A 17,029-nucleotide genomic window follows, 5' to 3' on the forward strand; every position below is an offset into this window, starting at 1 on the left:
AAACAATAATACGACTCAACATAGATTACATTTTTATATTTCACATCTATTACATACGCAGGATTTCCCTTTTAAAATAAGAATAGGGAATCCTGTAAAAATTAGAACGCTGATTATTAATTAATAATCAGCGTTCTAATTTGAGAGCCGCTAGCCAGACTTGAACTGGCGACCTACGCGTTACGAATGCGTTGCTCTACCAACTGAGCTATAGCGGCGTTTGTCTCTCGTTTACGGCGTGCAAAATTACAGCTTTATTTGAGAAAACAAAAAGAATCCGATTATTTTTTGAGCATAATTTTTAAATCAACTTTTGTTGACGTAATCTAGAACTTTTCTTTGCGTTCAAATTTCCCGTCCTCGGTATAGTACTTCCATGTACCCTTCGGTTTATTATTTGCATACTTTCCACGAAGCTTCAATGTCCCATCTTCATAATATTCACGGTAACGACCGTGACGTTTTCCTTCCTTTACTTCCACTTCACTCTTCAACGCTCCCTCCGGATAAAACTCCCTCAAAACGTTTCCTTCAAACTTTTCGACATAGAAACGCTTCAATTCGCTCATCTGTTCTTTTTCAGTTTCAGCATCTTCGTTCATTTCCTCATCATCTTCATCGGCAGCAACGGCAACAACCTCCTCCGGTTGATATGGACTGTAATCCATCACATATTGCAAAGAAGCTGACCGTCCATCTCCTATAACCTGCATAGTCCAGTAAGGAAACGAATACAGAATATCTTTATTGGATTGTATTTCATTCCATGTGGCAGGATTCATCATAGGTTTCAGTTGGGAATAAAACTTGTGCACATCCGTATATAAGAAAATGGTAGAACTTGACTTTAAATAGGAAAGCGCATTTTCAAATCCCGGATTATTTTTCAATAAATTCTTCTGCTCGTAATCTTCCACAAAAGAGAGCAAAGATGCAGCCTTATTACTAAAAACTACATAATCATCGACATAAGTATAATATGGCTTTTCAAATTTATCAAATAGTTTTCCAAAGAACAGGCGGAAAAAGCCTTTCATTTCGACGTAATTAATCTCGAAATCTTTATAATTAACCGTCTTTATCTTAACCGGACTGCGCCGCTTAATCTTCTTTTCTATTAATTCCATGTTCTTACGGGCATCTTTTATACTTTTAGCTCTGATAGCCAGAATTAGTTCTGGGTCATGTCCCAACAACCCCGGTTCGGATTGCGTAATAGCAAATTCTCCCGACATCCAACTCAAAAAGTTTTCTTCCAAAGATATCCCGAATAGCCCTTCAATCTTTTTCCGGGAACTTTGATAAGAATCATACAATTGTTTATTATGAACCGACATCGCATTCTCCAGCTCTTTTACAAAAGTTACCGGGTTGTTGAAACCTATATTGGTATAAAGAGCCGTCCGCCCGGACAGAATCTCATGCGCTTTCATTTTATGTTTTCCCGAATTCAATAAAGCAGTGACATAAGGATCGGCAGAATCTTTTCTCAACGTATACCCTTTCACTTCCATCCGCTCCTTATCCGTATTTAGGTAAAGTCCGGCAAAATTCATAGAATTGCTAAACAGATCAATGTATTCGTTTCTTGCCCCCAGATAAATAGACATGAATTGAGGTACGCGCGCATAATTAATAAAGACTCTGACAAGCCCCTTACCGGAAACCAACTTCTCCGTTTCAATAAAAGACTGGTCGAGTCCGATTTTGGGTTTATTACGCGAATCAATAGCCGATTCGACAAGCCCGGACGTATAAGATCCTACCAAATGATTATCCACAAAAGCAATATAGAAAATATCCCTTGTTTCAGAATCACGCATTTCAAGGATATTAATACCGTTATGCATCCGGTTGGTGACAGTAAAGCCACTCATGACCAATACGGTTTCCACCTGGTCTTTCAACAAATCCATTTTCGATGTTTTCTGCATATCCAGAATCAGCAGAAAATCCCACTTTGTGGCACGAGTCTTGTGAAGCGAAATAAGCATATCCCGTTCACCAACAAGCGACAACAACACTTTATTACTTTTGACTACCGAATCGAGCTTCTCTACACTCTCCGTTACTTCCTCGAAAGATTTCGCTTTCTTCAGACATTGCCATGTTTCACTTCCACTAAACTTTTCCCAATCTTCAATCGGAGCCGATGATTGAATGATAAACGCAGCATCTTCAGGAACCAGATAGATTTGCTGAATATTACGATCAGGCGAAACAAATAAATAAACTACGGAATATACAACATATACCGCCAAAGCTAATGCAGCCACAACTAAAGTTCTCTTTACAATTTTCGAGGTACTTTTTTTCTTCTCCGGGCCTGCATATTGCTCTTCTTGCCCGCAATTTAATTCATTCATTATTGATCTGTTATAAACTTGAGTGGACAAAGATACTAAAAAAACTATTCTGAATAAAACATAAACCATTGACTCGTATCGTAAATATGTACTAACTTTACAGCATGAAAAAGAAATTCCAACTCGAAGTTCCGGGAGGAGCCGATAAAGTCTTGCTTCATACTTGTTGTGCTCCTTGTTCATCAGCCATTATTGAATGTATGATGCAACATCATATCACCCCCGTCATTTATTATTGCAATCCTAATATTTATCCGCAGGAAGAGTATATGATAAGAAAAGAAGAATGTACGCGCTATGCCCAATCATTGGGATTGGAGATTATAGATGCTGATTACGATCATGAAAACTGGCGATGTCACATAATAGGAATGGAGCAGGAACCTGAAAGAGGAGGACGTTGCCTGCGTTGTTTTAAACTGCGTTTATTGGAGACAGCCCGTTACGCACACGAACATGGTTTCTCTGTAATTACCACGACACTTGCCTCCAGCCGTTGGAAAAGTCTGGAGCAGATCAATGAAGCCGGACAATATGCTACCGCCTTTTACCCGGATGTTACATACTGGGAACAGAATTGGCGGAAAGGGGGACTTAGCGAACGACGTATTGCCATCATTAAAGAATATAACTTTTACAACCAACAATATTGCGGTTGCGAATTCAGCATGAGAAAAGAAGAATAAAACAAACCTGTCATCACCAGCCAATCAATGAATCGAAATAAAAAAGGTAAAAACAGAAAACTATTCAAAAAGAAATCACACTCTAATAATAGATTAGGATGTATCATCGCCATTATTGTGCTCATTCCTATTCTTTTTGGTGTTTATTTGTATTGCCAGCAGATTAATATCCAGAAAAATAACGAACCGCAAACCGATACTTCCTTTCAAATTCCACCCGGTAAAGATCTGGAGACACCTGTATCACTAGTTCCCCGGCAAGAACAAATCATCCGCCATAGCGGATATACGGTATCATATAACAAAGATTTAAAAATTCCCAACTGGGTTTCTTACGAATTAACCAGGGAAGAAACCAAAGGAAAAGAAAAAAGAGGTAATCGCTTTATTGCCGATCCATTAGTGACAGGGCCAATTGCCACAAATGCCGACTATACCCGTTCAGGATATGACAAAGGTCATATGGCTCCCGCAGCAGATATGAAATGGAGTCCTGAAGCCATGAAAGAATCATTTTATTTCAGCAATATGTGTCCGCAACATCCACAACTAAACAGAAGAGGATGGAAAAATCTGGAAGAAAAGATCCGGAATTGGGCCATAGCAGACAGCGCCATCATTATTATAGGTGGCCCTATTATTGAAAAACATCCCAAAACAATCGGAAAGAATAAAGTCGTAGTACCTCAAAAGTTTTTTAAAGTAGTCCTTTCTCCTTTTGTCAAGCCGATGCGAGCTATCGGTTTCTTATTCAATAATGAGCAGGCAGTAGAACCTCTATCATCCTATGCGGTAACAATAGATAGCATCGAGAGCCTGACTAACATGGATTTCTTCGCACCTCTGCCCGATGAGATAGAAAACAAAATAGAAGCAGATATTAATTACTCCCTATGGCCTAATTAAGTAGCAAAACTCGTTTCTCTGAAATGAATTCATTTCCTTGTGCCAATGGCATTCTAGTTACAAACAGACTCTCACTTCAATAAAAGGGAGTTGTTGTATTACTCTCAAGGTTTCCCATTGTAACGTCAAGAGATTGTCTTATTCCCACATATTGTGGGAAAGTATTCTCTTATTTTATGAGAAAACATTCCCATATATTGCGGGAAAATAGTCCCACAATATATGGGAATAATGGAACTACTCTGGAAACAAAAAGATAATCACAATGAAAACAAAGAGACACAATAAGCAGCTGAATAAATCAAGCAAGGCAGACGTAACGTGAAAGAATGAATTCACAATCGCACCGAAAGAAATATACTTTTGATGTAGTCGCCTTATGATTCATCCTAAAAAGAGAACACTCCTATCCAAATTCTTTTTATCTTTGACGAACTTTTTAAATACACCTCAAAAGATGAAGAAAAAAAAGAGAAATATTCTACTATCAATTCTAATCGGAGCATTCCTCCTTTGTGCAGTTGCCGGAGGCACCTTTTATTATTATCTGTTTGCCCCCCAATTTCACCCACCTAAAACCGTATATATTTATGTAGACCGGGATGATACTGCCGATTCTATCTACCATAAAATAAAAGAATTCGGGCATGTCAATAAGTTCACCGGATTCCAGTGGATGGCAAAATACAAGGATTTCGATCAGAATATCCATACCGGTCGTTATGCCATTCGCCCCAATGACAATGTTTATCATGTATATAGCCGTTTTTCCAGAGGTTATCAGGAGCCTATGAACCTTACTATCGGAAGCGTCCGGACATTAGACCGATTGGCGCGAAGCGTCGGCAAGCAACTCATGATAGACTCTGCCGAAATCGCGAGCCAACTGTTCGACTCTACTTTCCAAGCGCAAATGGGATATACCAGCATAACACTCCCCAGCCTCTTCATACCGGAAACCTATCAGGTATATTGGGATATGAGCGTAGACGAATTCTTCAAACGAATGAAGGACGAACACGAACGCTTCTGGAATAAAGATCGCCTGTCACAAGCTACCGCCATCGGCATGACACCGGAAGAAGTCAGCACTCTTGCTTCCATCGTTGAAGAAGAAACCAACAACAACGAAGAAAAGCCAATGGTAGCCGGATTGTATATCAACCGGTTACATCAAGATATGCCCTTACAAGCAGATCCCACCATCAAATTTTCCCTGCAGGACTTTGGTCTGCGCCGAATTACCAACGAACATTTAAAAGTCAATTCTCCCTATAATACCTATATAAATACCGGATTACCTCCGGGTCCCATCCGTATTCCTTCTAAAAAGGGAATAGATAGCGTGTTGAACTATACCAAACATAACTATATCTACATGTGTGCCAAAGAAGATTTTTCCGGAACTCACAACTTTGCCTCCAATTACGCCGACCACATGGCAAATGCAAGAAAATACTGGAAAGCCCTGAATGAAAGAAAGATTTTCAAGTAAATTTGTGATAAAACGAACGGAAAAGCCTATCTTTGCCCGATAGATTAACAAACTGTGATCAACACTAAATAAAAGAAATAGATATGAGCAAGCAACTCTTACTTGGCGATGAAGCCATTGCACAAGCTGCACTGGATGCCGGACTTTCAGGCGTTTATGCCTATCCGGGTACTCCTTCAACTGAAATTACGGAATATATTCAAATGGCCCCTATAACGACCGAACAGAATATACACAACCGTTGGTGTGCCAATGAAAAAACAGCGATGGAAGCTGCGTTGGGTATGTCTTTCGTAGGTAAACGGGCATTAGTTTGTATGAAGCACGTAGGTATGAATGTAGCTGCCGACTGTTTTGTCAACTCTGCCATCACAGGCGTGAAAGGCGGATTGATTGTGATAGCCGCAGACGATCCCAGTATGCACTCCTCGCAGAACGAACAGGACAGCCGTTTCTACGGAGACTTCTCACTGATACCGATGTACGAACCAAGCAATCAGCAGGAAGCGTATGATATGGTATACAGTGGCTTCGAATTCTCTGAAAAGCTAGGCGAACCGATCCTGATGCGTATGGTAACCCGCCTGGCACACTCCCGTTCAGGAGTAGAACGCAAAGAGCAAAAGCCGCAGAACAGCATCTCTTTCAGCGAAGATCCGCGTCAGTTCATCTTGTTGCCGGGAAATGCCCGCAAACGCTACAAAGTATTGCTTGCCCGCCAAGACGAATTTATCAAAGCTTCAGAAGAATCACCTTATAATAAATACACAGACGGTCCTAACAAAAAGCTGGGAATCGTAGCTTGTGGTATCGGTTACAATTATCTGATGGAAAACTATCCGGAAGGTTGCGAATATCCGGTACTCAAGATCGGCCAATATCCATTGCCTAAAAAACAATTGCATCAATTGATCGAGTCTTGTGACGAAATCCTAGTTCTGGAAGACGGACAACCCTTTGTAGAAAAACAATTGAAAGGCTATCTGGGTATCGGCGTTAAAGTAAAAGGACGCCTCGACGGTACTCTGTCACAGGACGGAGAGTTAAATCCGGACTCTGTAGCCCGTGCCGTAGGTAAAGAGAATAAATCGGAATTCGGTATTCCTTCTGTTGTAGAAATGCGCCCGCCTGCACTTTGCGAAGGCTGCGGACACCGCGATATGTATATCACGCTGACCGAAGTTCTGAAAGAAGAATATCCATCCCATAAAGTATTTAGCGACATCGGCTGTTACACATTAGGCGCAAATGCTCCTTTCAATGCAATTAACTCATGTGTGGACATGGGTGCTTCCATTACGATGGCAAAAGGTGCCGCTGACGGAGGTCTTTTCCCGGCCGTAGCTGTCATCGGCGATTCAACATTCACCCATTCCGGAATGACCGGACTGTTAGATTGCGTGAACGAGAACGCCAGTGTAACTATCGTCATCTCCGACAATGAAACCACGGCCATGACAGGTGGACAGGACTCTGCCGGAACCGGACGCATCGAAGCGATCTGTGCAGGTATCGGAGTAGATCCGGCCCATATCCGTGTAGTTATTCCATTGAAGAAAAACTATGAGGAAATGAAGCAAATCATTCGCGAAGAAATCGAATATCGTGGTGTATCTGTCATTATCCCACGCAGAGAGTGTATCCAGACATTAGCACGCAAAAAAAGAAGTAAGTAAGCCATGAAAAAAGACATTATATTATCAGGAGTCGGCGGACAGGGAATTCTGTCCATTGCCACAGTAATCGGCAAAGCTGCCTTGAAAGAAGGATTATACATGAAACAAGCGGAAGTGCACGGAATGAGCCAACGCGGAGGAGATGTTCAATCCAATCTCCGTATCAGCGACCAGCCGATTGCTTCAGACCTGATCCCATCAGGCAAATGTGATCTCATCATCTCATTGGAACCGATGGAAGGATTGCGTTACCTCCCCTACCTTAGCCCTACCGGCTGGTTGGTGACTAACGAAACTCCGTTTGTCAACATCCCCAATTATCCGGAAACAGACAAAGTGATGGCAGAAATCAACAAACTGCCTCATAAGATAGTATTGAACGTAGACAAAGTGGCAAAAGAAGTAGGCTCCGCCCGCGTTGCCAACATTGTCTTACTGGGAGCAACAATCCCATTCCTGGGCATTGATTACGAAAAAGTGCAAGACAGCATCCGTGAAATCTTCCAGCGTAAGGGAGAAGCAATTGTAGAAATGAATCTTAAAGCATTGGCAGCCGGCAAAGAAATTGCGGAAAAGCTGATGCAATAAAAGGCATTACCATGAGTACACAATACTGGGAAGAAGAATTAGAAACCATGAGCCGGGAGAAGTTGCAGGAATTGCAGCTTCAACGGCTTAAAAAAACAATCAATATAGCTGCGAACGCTCCATATTACAAAGAAGTTTTCAACAAACATGGCATCACGGCAGATAGCATACAGTCATTGGATGATATCCGCAAAGTACCTTTCACTACCAAATCTGACATGCGCGCCCACTACCCGTTCGGACTGGTGGCAGGTGATATGAGCAATGATGGTGTACGTATTCACTCTTCCAGTGGTACCACCGGAAACCCGACTGTTATCGTTCACTCACAACACGACCTCGATTCCTGGGCCAACCTGGTAGCCCGCTGTCTGTATGCAGTAGGAATACGCAAGACTGACGTTTTCCAAAACAGCTCCGGATACGGTATGTTTACAGGAGGCTTAGGCTTCCAATACGGTGCAGAACGCTTGGGCTGCCTGACAGTCCCTGCCGCTGCAGGAAACAGTAAACGACAGATTAAATTCATCAACGACTTTAAGACTACCGCTTTACATGCTATCCCCAGCTATGCCATCCGCCTTGCAGAAGTCTTCCAGGAAGAAGGTCTCGATCCCAAAGGAACCACACTGAAAACCCTGGTTATCGGTGCCGAACCCCACACCGACGAACAACGCCGGAAAATAGAAAAGATGCTGGGCGTAAAAGCATACAACAGCTTCGGTATGACAGAAATGAACGGCCCCGGTGTTGCCTTCGAATGTCAGGAACAGAATGGAATGCACTTCTGGGAAGACTGCTACCTGGTAGAAATTATCGATCCGGAAACAGGCGAACCCGTTCCGGAAGGAGAAATCGGAGAATTAGTACTTACGACTCTCGATCGTGAAATGATGCCGTTAATTCGCTATCGTACCCGCGATTTAACCCGTATTCTTCCCGGAAAATGCCCATGTGGCCGTACCCATATCCGCATCGACCGTATCAAAGGCCGCAGTGATGATATGTTCATTATCAAGGGAGTAAACATCTTCCCGATGCAGGTAGAAAAGATTCTCGTACAATTCCCCGAATTAGGCAGCAACTACCTGATTACGCTGGAAACTGTCAACAACCAAGACGAAATGATCGTCGAAGTAGAATTAAGCGACCTTTCTACCGACAATTATATTGAACTGGAGAAAATCCGCAAGGATATTACCCGCCAATTGAAGGATGAAATATTGGTGACTCCTAAAGTTAAACTGGTAAAGAAAGGCTCTCTCCCTCAAAGCGAAGGAAAAGCCGTCCGGGTGAAAGACTTAAGAGACAACAAGTAACGATTCAAATATCCATGTGCTAATATACCAACCGCCGTTTTCACCATGCGGGATGGAATATTAGCACATTATTAATTAATATCATACAGCATGCAATTACTTAAAAAAAGAATTCTGCAAGACGGAAAATGCTACGAAGGAGGTATCCTGAAAGTAGACGGTTTTATTAATCATCAAATGGACCCTGTCCTGATGAAATCAATCGGAGTCGAGTTTGTCCGTCGTTTTGCAGCCACAAACGTAAATAAGATTATGACAATCGAAGCCAGCGGCATCGCCCCGGCTATCATGACAGGCTACCTAATGGATTTACCAGTTGTATTTGCAAAGAAAAAGTCTCCTAAAACCATCCAGAATGCACTAAGCACCACTGTGCACTCATTCACTAAAGATCGTGATTATGAAGTCGTTATCAGTGCCGATTTCCTCACTCCAAATGACAATGTTCTTTTCGTGGATGACTTCCTCGCGTATGGCAATGCCGCATTAGGCATTATCGACCTCATCAAGCAATCCGGAGCAAATTTGGTAGGAATGGGATTCATTATTGAAAAAGCCTTCCAAAATGGGCGTAAAAAACTTGAGGAGCAAGGCGTCAGAGTAGAAAGCCTGGCTATCATTGAAGATTTATCCAATTGCTGCATTAAAATCAAAGACGAGTAGATTAATTGGCGAGTGGATTAATTAGGATTGAAATACTGCCCTTTATCTTTCGTTCTTTTCCCATATTGCACCGCATGCTGCGGACAAACATGATAACATGCCAGGCATGAGGTGCAATCCATCCCCCAAACAGGCTTTCTGCCCATCATCATAATATTCCCTACCGGACAACTCTTCTCACAACGCCTACATCCAATACAAGCATCCGTAGTATAAAAATTCTCGGGAGACATCTGAAAGCGATTAAATAAAGGATTGATAATCCTCGTCTTAATAAAAGGAATACTCCCTTCATGACAAAGAAACAACTCTTCCCTCCTACTTATTGAAGCATTAATTTGATTGACAGTCGGAATAGCATCTGCCAGTTTTTTCTCCTCTAGTTCTTTCTTATCTACGTCAAAACCGGGAAGCAATACATAATTATTGGGCATAGTCACAGAAAAGCCTGCATGACACTTCCAGCCTTTATGACTCAAAGCCTTCTCCAGCACCTGCTGCGTAAGCCCGGTATCATCCCCACAGGAACAAACAAAAAACAAATATTGTCTTTTATACCCCTTTAAAGAGAGTTGCCGAATAAAATTAAGTACGATTGCAGGAGGCGCCCACGAATAGACAGGAAATACAAAACCGATCTTTTCATCTTTCCGCAAACAAAACTCAAACGTTCTGTTCTTTAACGCATCGGGAATAAAAAACAATTCTTCTTTTTGCTCTTTGGAAAGCTGATTTGCAATCCATTTAGAATTACCTGTACCGGAGAAATAGAATATCATAGAAAAGTATATAAAAAAGCCGCATCGACGATGTGATGAAACTCTGATAGAACAAGATTTGAGCGCTCGCCCTCTTTGTAATCCACCGGCTTAAAGCTGTCCCGAAGGATGTGGCCCGCCATTGAAGAACGAAGCTTTCTCGGTGCATCAGATTAATTTGAAGAGTTTCCCGATCCAGTCGATACGGCTAATATTTTTGTATCACAAATGTAATAAGAATACATGAAACTAACAAGAAAAAAAAGGATTTTGTTTGCCAACTAACATTTTTTTTATTCCCTTTCATCTGCCTAACAAAAGAAAAGTGCCAGTTACTAGCTTAGTAACTGACACTTTGTAACTCGTAAACTATTGATGCTTAAGCAGCTTTTGCTTTTGCAACTACAGCTTTGAAAGCTTCCGGGTGATTCATAGCTAAATCAGCCAAAACCTTACGGTTTATTTCAATACCGGCTTTGTGCAGACCGCCCATCAATTTAGAATAAGACATTCCTTCAAGACGTGCAGCAGCGTTGATACGTTGTATCCAAAGAGCGCGGAAGTTTCTTTTCTTATTTCTACGGTCACGGAACGCGTAAGTCAAACCCTTTTCCCAAGTGTTTTTAGCTACGGTCCATACATTCTTTCTTGCACCAAAGTAACCTCTGGTTAATTTCAAAATTTTCTTTCTTCTTGCTTTTGAAGCAACATGATTTACTGATCTTGGCATAGTTTTACTTTTTTTGAATGTTAGCGCCGCTACTTCACGCAGCGAACTTCAGGCTAATGCATTCGGTTAATACTTTAATAATACTTTTACGCTTTTGATTACTTCATTGCTAAGAGTTCCTTAACCTGGCTTACATTTGTTGTATCAACAGTTGTAGAGTAGCACAGATTTCTTTTTCTCTTCTTAGTTTTCTTAGTCAAAATGTGACTGTGAAAAGCGTGCTTTCTTTTGATTTTACCTGTTCCGGTAAGGGTAAACCTTTTTTTAGAACCGGAGTTAGTCTTCATCTTTGGCATCTTACTTGTTTTTAAATTATTAAATATATAATGGCAACGCACTATACCTGCGCGTTACGCATCCTTTCTTATTCTTCGCCCGTTTCCGGCTTCTCTGCTTTTTGTGCAGGAGCAGCAGGTTTCGGTGTTCCAGCTGTTGCCGGCTTTTTAGAAGCTTCTTTCTTTTTCGGAGAAAGCTGAATAGTCATGCGCTTACCTTCCAGTATCGGCATTTGATCTACTTTAGCGTAGTCTTCCAAGTCATTTGCAAAACGAAGCAAAAGCACTTCACCTTGCTCCTTGAAAAGGATGGAGCGACCTTTAAAGAATACATAAGCCTTCACCTTATCGCCATCTTCCAAAAATCCTTTAGCATGCTTCAACTTAAAGTTGTAATCATGGTCGTCTGTCTGGGGTCCGAAACGGATTTCCTTCACATTAACCTTAACCTGCTTCGCTTTCTGTTCCTTCTGGCGTTTCTTTAATTGATAAAGAAATTTAGAATAATCAATAATACGACAAACAGGGGGTTGAGCATTAGGAGAAATTTCCACTAAATCCAATTCTCTCTCTTCAGCCATTTTCAGAGCCTGAAAGATTGGATATACTTTCGGTTCAATATCATCGCTTACTATGCGAACTTCCTTGGCACGAATCTGTTCATTGATTCTGTATTGCCCTTTTAGAGTGTCATTCTTCATTAAAAACGTTTACTTCCTAGTTTGATCTTTTTATTGTTATACTAAATATTTTATTCTGAAACGGCTGCAAAGTTACCATTTATTTATCATATTCTGAACTTCTTCGTTCAAAATTTTAGCAAATTCTTCAAATTTCATGGTTCCTTTGTCACCTTCGCCTTGTCTACGAACAGAAACTTCTCCATTTTCAGCTTCTTTTTCGCCGACAATCAGCATATAAGGAATACGTTTCATCTCATTATCACGAATCTTACGGCCGATCTTCTCGTTACGATCATCTACAATCGCACGGATTTCGTGTATCTTCAGATACATCTTCACCTGCTCTGCATATTCATTGAACTTCTCACTGATTGGCAGAATAACTACCTGTTCCGGTGTCAGCCACAATGGGAATTTACCGGCAGTATGTTCAATCAGTACGGCAACAAAACGTTCCATTGATCCGAACGGAGCACGGTGAATCATTACCGGGCGATGCTTCTGATTGTCAGAACCCATATATTCAAGTTCAAAACGTTCCGGCAAGTTGTAGTCAACCTGAATCGTACCCAGCTGCCAACGACGACCGATAGCGTCTTTCACCATAAAGTCAAGTTTAGGACCATAGAAAGCTGCTTCTCCATACTCAATCTTAGCAGGCAATCCTTTTTCCGCACAAGCCTCGATAATAGCCTGTTCAGCCTTCTCCCAGTTATCATCGCTACCGATGTACTTTTCACGGTTCACTTTATCACGCAAGGATATCTGTGCTTCAAAATTCTGGAAATCCATAGAACGGAACACGATAGATATGATATCCATCACACGAAGGAATTCATCTTTCACTTGTTCCGGACGGCAGAAGATATGCGCATCATCCTGTGTAAAGCTACGTACACGAGTTAAACCATGTAACTCACCACTTTGTTCATAACGACAAACCGTACCAAATTCTGCAATACGCAATGGAAGGTCCTTATATGAACGTGGGAAGTTCTTGTAAATCTCACAGTGGTGAGGGCAGTTCATTGGTTTCAAGAAATACTCTTCACCCTCTTCCGGAGTATGAATAGGCTGGAATGCATCCTTACCATATTTTGCATAGTGACCTGAAGTCACATACAGCAATTTATTACCAATTGGCGGAGTGATTACTTCCTGATAATCGTAACGTGTCTGAATACGACGCAAGAACTCTTGCAGACGCAGACGCAATGCAGTACCTTTTGGCAACCACATAGGAAGTCCCTTACCTACAGTTTCGGAGAACATAAACAACTGCATCTCCTTACCGATCTTACGGTGGTCACGCTTCTTCGCTTCTTCCAGCAATATCAGATATTCATCCAGCATTTTTTTCTTCGGGAACGTGATACCATAAATACGGGTCAGCATCTTACGATCTTCATGACCACGCCAGTAAGCACCAGCCACTGAAGTCAACTTGATAGCCTTGATCGGAGCAGTCGTCATCAAGTGAGGACCACGACAAAGGTCAGTAAATGCACCCTGGGTATAAGTTGTAATGTGTCCGTCTTCCAGTTCAGAGATCAATTCACATTTGTATGTTTCGCCACGATCGCCAAACATTTTCAGAGCATCTGTCTTTGCGATGCTTTTTCTGACTACCTCTTCTTTCTTTGCAGCCAGTTCCAACATTTTAGCTTCAATGGCTGGAAGGTCGCTTTCTTTAATCACAGCTTCACCCGGATCCACATCATAGTAGAATCCGTTCTCGATAGCCGGTCCGATACCAAACTGGATACCCGGATAAAGTTCCTGCAAAGCTTCCGCCAGCAAATGTGCACTTGTATGCCAAAACGCATGTTTACCTTCTTCATCATCCCATTTATAAAGAACAAAATTAGCATCTTCATTAATAGGACGTCCTAAATCATAAGTCTCGCCGTTCACTCCACATGCCAGCACTTCCTGTGCCAGACGCGAGCTGATACTTTCAGCAATCTGTAAACCGTTCACTCCTTCGTTATATTCACGAACGGAGCCATCGGGAAATGTTATCTTTATCATAATATGATGATGTTATATTTTCATAATTTGAACGCAAAAGTAACTAAATCTTTTGAGTTTTCTATTTTTTATCAAAAAAATGTTATTCCGATTGATCCGTAAAACGTTTGATAACATTATAAGCAGAAACAATCCCCAACTCACCGGCTTTACTCAAATCAGAAATACCCAGCTTATTATTTCCTAAGAAAATATGAGTCAGTCCACGATTGAAGTAAGCGTCTGCAAAATCAGGATTCAGCTCGATCGCCTTATCATAGTCGACAATTGCAGCCCGGTAATCTTTCAACATGGCAGAAACATTGGCACGATTATAATATGCATATACAAAGTCCGGAGCCAGATTTATCACCTTATCCAAATCTTTTCTCACCACCTCATAATCTACTGCGGTAATCTCTTTACGCTTATTATCGCCAGGAACAACATCTGTTTCGACAGCTTGTTCCGCTTTCTGATATTCCAACTGTTTACAACGAATCAATGCACGCATAAAATATGCCGGGAAGAAATCACCATCCAGCAAGATTGTCTGAGTCAAATCAGAGACCGCACTCGAGAAGTCCTGCACCAAATAAAAATCAATTGCACGGGCAAAACGTTTTGAGGCATTCTTATCATCTTCCACAATAGCCGATGTATGTGTATCGATCAAGGCAAAATGCACTTTCACCTGTTCTTCCGTCAACGGAGCTTCCATATTCGTGATGCGAAGACGTTTCGGAAGTATACCTGTACGGTTTAAACCCTCAATATATTTGTGAAAGTTCACCGAACGCTTCACGTCACTCATCTTCTCATAATAAGTCAAAGCGAACATCGGTTCCAGTTTTATATTTACGTTCTTATCCTGCACACGTCCACGATAATCACTTGTATAGCGTTGTTCAGCTTCGGAATCATCGGCAATCACTATCTTACGATAGTTATTCATATTCTTATCTGATTTCTTACGGGTCTTCTCTCCGCCTTCCTCTTCGTTTTCCTTATCCTTATTCTGTGCTACATCTTTATTCGTCACACCGTTCTGCTTATCTATTTGAGCTTTCATGACTTTAAACTCGTCCTGCTCCGCTCCTTTCTTGTCGCCAATCTTTCTGCGAGCTTCCGAACGCTGGTAATATCCGGCAAGGAAGTTCGGATACTGGTTGATAACAGTTGTGTAATCTTGTATTGCCCCGCGATAATCACCCGTTTGGGCACGTAGCAATCCACGGTTAAAGACAGCCATCATATTATCCGGCTCCATCTTGATGACAAAGTCAAAATCTTCAATAGCCCGGTTGTCATCTCCTACCCGAGCACGCAACAAACCACGGTTATAATGACCGATAAAGTTATTCGGATCAATATCCAACGCCAGATCATAATCGCTCATAGCGCCTCTCAAATTATTCTGATGAAAGCGTGCCAATGCACGGTTTATATAATTTCCCGCATTCTTAGCGCTCAAAGGAATAGCACGGTTGAGATCCGCTTCAGCTTCCGCATACTTAGCCTGCTGTAATTTAACGATCGCTCTTGCAGACCATGCGTCCGGATCATATTTATCCAGTTCAAGAGCCTTATTGAAGTCGTTCAAAGCAGCAATCGTATCTTTCTGTTGCAAGGACACTTCCCCCCTCATCAAATAAGCGCGGGTATAACGCGGAGATACTTTCAGCAAACTTTCCAAATCCTCTTTCGCAGCATCATAATCTTTCTTCTGGATATGAGATAATGTCAGATTATGCCATAAGGTAATATTCTCCGGATCATAATGCAATGCTTTCTTGTAATCTTCAATCGCTCCATCAAATTTACTCTGACGAATCCTTGCCAAACCACGAATCTGATAAGCACCCACCACAAACGGATTGCGTTGGATAGCTGCATCACAGTCTGTTTCAGCACCCTGGAAATCCTCCAGATTTAGTTTTGCCAATGCCCTGAAGAAATAGGGCTCATACAGATAAGGTTTAGCGTTAATAACCTGGTTAAAGTACTGAATAGAAAGTACATAGTCCTCAAAATAAAGAGCGTTTCGGGCAATAGTCATCACCCGATCCGTATTTATCTGAGCACACACCAGCGTTGGGAACAGTAATAAAACTGTTAAGATTCTTTTTACCATTGATATTTTATGCTTGTAAACGAAGCAAAAATAATGCTTTTCGCTTACTTAACAGGGATATAAACGTTTTTTATCTTTATTTCACCTGTTTCATCTTATAAGAACTGCGTGCTTTTCCCTTCAACATCGTATTCAGCTTTCCTTTAATCATCTGCTTACGAAGCGGTGAGATATGGTCGATAAACATCTTACCATCCAAATGATCGAATTCATGCTGCATCACCCGAGCCAGATAACCCTCTACCTCTTCTTCATGCTCCACAAAATTCTCGTCCATATATTTCACGCGAATTTTATCACCTCTTTTCACTGTTTCATGAATACCGGGAAGACTGAGACAGCCCTCTTCCATGTTCACTTCTTCGCCCCCGACTTCCAGAATGTGGGGATTGATATAAGCCTTATTGAAGTCTTTAAATTCAGGATACTCCTCCGAAAGCGGATCCAACGTAATAGTAACCACGCGAATAGGCAAACCAATCTGCGGAGCAGCCAGTCCTACGCCATCGGCGTGCACCATTGTTTCAAACATGTTTTCAATCAACTCTTTCAGGTTCGGATAATCCGGTGTTATGTCCTCTGCAACCTTTCTCAATACAGGCTGACCATATACATAAATAGGTAAAATCATATTTTTATACTCTATTAAAAATTAAGTTATTTATGCGAATCAGTAGTTGAAATCACTAGCTGATTCAGTTAGTTAAATTGTTATTATTCAATTAATTATCTCATTTATT

Annotated in this window: 15 protein-coding genes and 1 tRNA gene; 7 read left to right on the plus strand and 9 right to left on the minus strand. The window is 41.4% G+C overall.

The features are described from left to right. Positions 1 to 145 precede the first annotated feature (145 nt). Positions 146 to 218: transfer RNA gene (locus LPH68_RS05800), tRNA-Thr, on the minus strand. Between the two features lie 108 nt (positions 219 to 326). Further along, positions 327 to 2,366 (minus strand): DUF3352 domain-containing protein, encoded by a 2,040-nt coding sequence (locus LPH68_RS05805; protein WP_151922951.1) that lies wholly within the window; start codon positions 2,364 to 2,366, stop codon positions 327 to 329. Between the two features lie 104 nt (positions 2,367 to 2,470). On the opposite strand from LPH68_RS05805, the gene LPH68_RS05810 reads away from it, so the two are divergent. The 7 genes from LPH68_RS05810 to xpt all read left to right on the plus strand — a co-directional run bounded on the left by LPH68_RS05810 (position 2,471) and on the right by xpt (position 9,699). Then, positions 2,471 to 3,052, plus strand: a complete 582-nt coding sequence (locus LPH68_RS05810; protein WP_087322486.1) for an epoxyqueuosine reductase QueH — start codon at positions 2,471 to 2,473, stop codon at positions 3,050 to 3,052. 27 nt (positions 3,053 to 3,079) lie between these two features. Continuing rightward, on the plus strand, positions 3,080 to 3,958 hold the full coding sequence (locus tag LPH68_RS05815; RefSeq protein ID WP_151922950.1) for a DNA/RNA non-specific endonuclease: 879 nt from the start codon (positions 3,080 to 3,082) through the stop codon (positions 3,956 to 3,958). Positions 3,959 to 4,415: 457 nt separating this feature from the next. Further along, complete coding sequence (mltG, locus tag LPH68_RS05820) at positions 4,416 to 5,453, plus strand: endolytic transglycosylase MltG (protein WP_151922949.1); 1,038 nt, start codon at positions 4,416 to 4,418, stop codon at positions 5,451 to 5,453. Between the two features lie 83 nt (positions 5,454 to 5,536). After that, positions 5,537 to 7,129, plus strand: coding sequence for a thiamine pyrophosphate-dependent enzyme (locus LPH68_RS05825; protein ID WP_151922948.1), 1,593 nt, complete (start codon positions 5,537 to 5,539; stop codon positions 7,127 to 7,129). 3 nt (positions 7,130 to 7,132) lie between these two features. Then, positions 7,133 to 7,717 (plus strand): indolepyruvate oxidoreductase subunit beta, encoded by a 585-nt coding sequence (locus tag LPH68_RS05830; protein WP_151922048.1) that lies wholly within the window; start codon positions 7,133 to 7,135, stop codon positions 7,715 to 7,717. Positions 7,718 to 7,728: 11 nt separating this feature from the next. Next, on the plus strand, positions 7,729 to 9,036 hold the full coding sequence (locus LPH68_RS05835; RefSeq protein ID WP_151922947.1) for a phenylacetate--CoA ligase: 1,308 nt from the start codon (positions 7,729 to 7,731) through the stop codon (positions 9,034 to 9,036). A gap of 90 nt (positions 9,037 to 9,126) precedes the next feature. Continuing rightward, a complete protein-coding gene (gene xpt / locus LPH68_RS05840) occupies positions 9,127 to 9,699 on the plus strand; it encodes a xanthine phosphoribosyltransferase (RefSeq protein ID WP_004311456.1) in 573 nt (190 codons plus the stop codon). Positions 9,700 to 9,716: 17 nt separating this feature from the next. On the opposite strand, the gene LPH68_RS05845 is transcribed toward xpt, so the two are convergent. The 7 genes from LPH68_RS05845 to def all read right to left on the minus strand — a co-directional run bounded on the left by LPH68_RS05845 (position 9,717) and on the right by def (position 16,920). Beyond that, the gene (locus LPH68_RS05845; RefSeq protein WP_008774847.1) at positions 9,717 to 10,478 is read right to left on the minus strand and encodes an EFR1 family ferrodoxin; all 762 of its coding nucleotides are present in this window, start codon (positions 10,476 to 10,478) and stop codon (positions 9,717 to 9,719) included. 358 nt (positions 10,479 to 10,836) lie between these two features. Then, positions 10,837 to 11,187 carry a 50S ribosomal protein L20 gene (gene rplT / locus LPH68_RS05850; protein WP_004297540.1) on the minus strand — a complete coding sequence of 117 codons (351 nt, stop codon included), beginning with the start codon at positions 11,185 to 11,187 and terminating at the stop codon, positions 10,837 to 10,839. Positions 11,188 to 11,285: 98 nt separating this feature from the next. Further along, positions 11,286 to 11,483: a 50S ribosomal protein L35 gene (rpmI, locus tag LPH68_RS05855; RefSeq protein WP_004326827.1), complete on the minus strand. Its 198-nt coding sequence runs from the start codon at positions 11,481 to 11,483 to the stop codon at positions 11,286 to 11,288. Positions 11,484 to 11,551: 68 nt separating this feature from the next. Continuing rightward, positions 11,552 to 12,163 (minus strand): translation initiation factor IF-3, encoded by a 612-nt coding sequence (infC, locus tag LPH68_RS05860; protein WP_008021991.1) that lies wholly within the window; start codon positions 12,161 to 12,163, stop codon positions 11,552 to 11,554. A 72-nt stretch (positions 12,164 to 12,235) separates the two neighbouring features. Further along, positions 12,236 to 14,176, minus strand: a complete 1,941-nt coding sequence (gene thrS / locus LPH68_RS05865) for a threonine--tRNA ligase (protein WP_004313247.1) — start codon at positions 14,174 to 14,176, stop codon at positions 12,236 to 12,238. An 82-nt stretch (positions 14,177 to 14,258) separates the two neighbouring features. Next, positions 14,259 to 16,289: a tetratricopeptide repeat protein gene (locus tag LPH68_RS05870; RefSeq protein ID WP_151922946.1), complete on the minus strand. Its 2,031-nt coding sequence runs from the start codon at positions 16,287 to 16,289 to the stop codon at positions 14,259 to 14,261. 76 nt (positions 16,290 to 16,365) lie between these two features. After that, entirely contained in the window at positions 16,366 to 16,920 is a 555-nt protein-coding gene (gene def, locus LPH68_RS05875) for a peptide deformylase (RefSeq protein ID WP_004313245.1), read from the minus strand. Positions 16,921 to 17,029: the final 109 nt, after the last annotated feature.

The sequence above is a fragment of the Bacteroides sp. 1_1_30 genome, assembly GCF_020982715.1.
In the GTDB taxonomy this organism is placed as follows: domain Bacteria; phylum Bacteroidota; class Bacteroidia; order Bacteroidales; family Bacteroidaceae; genus Bacteroides; species Bacteroides xylanisolvens.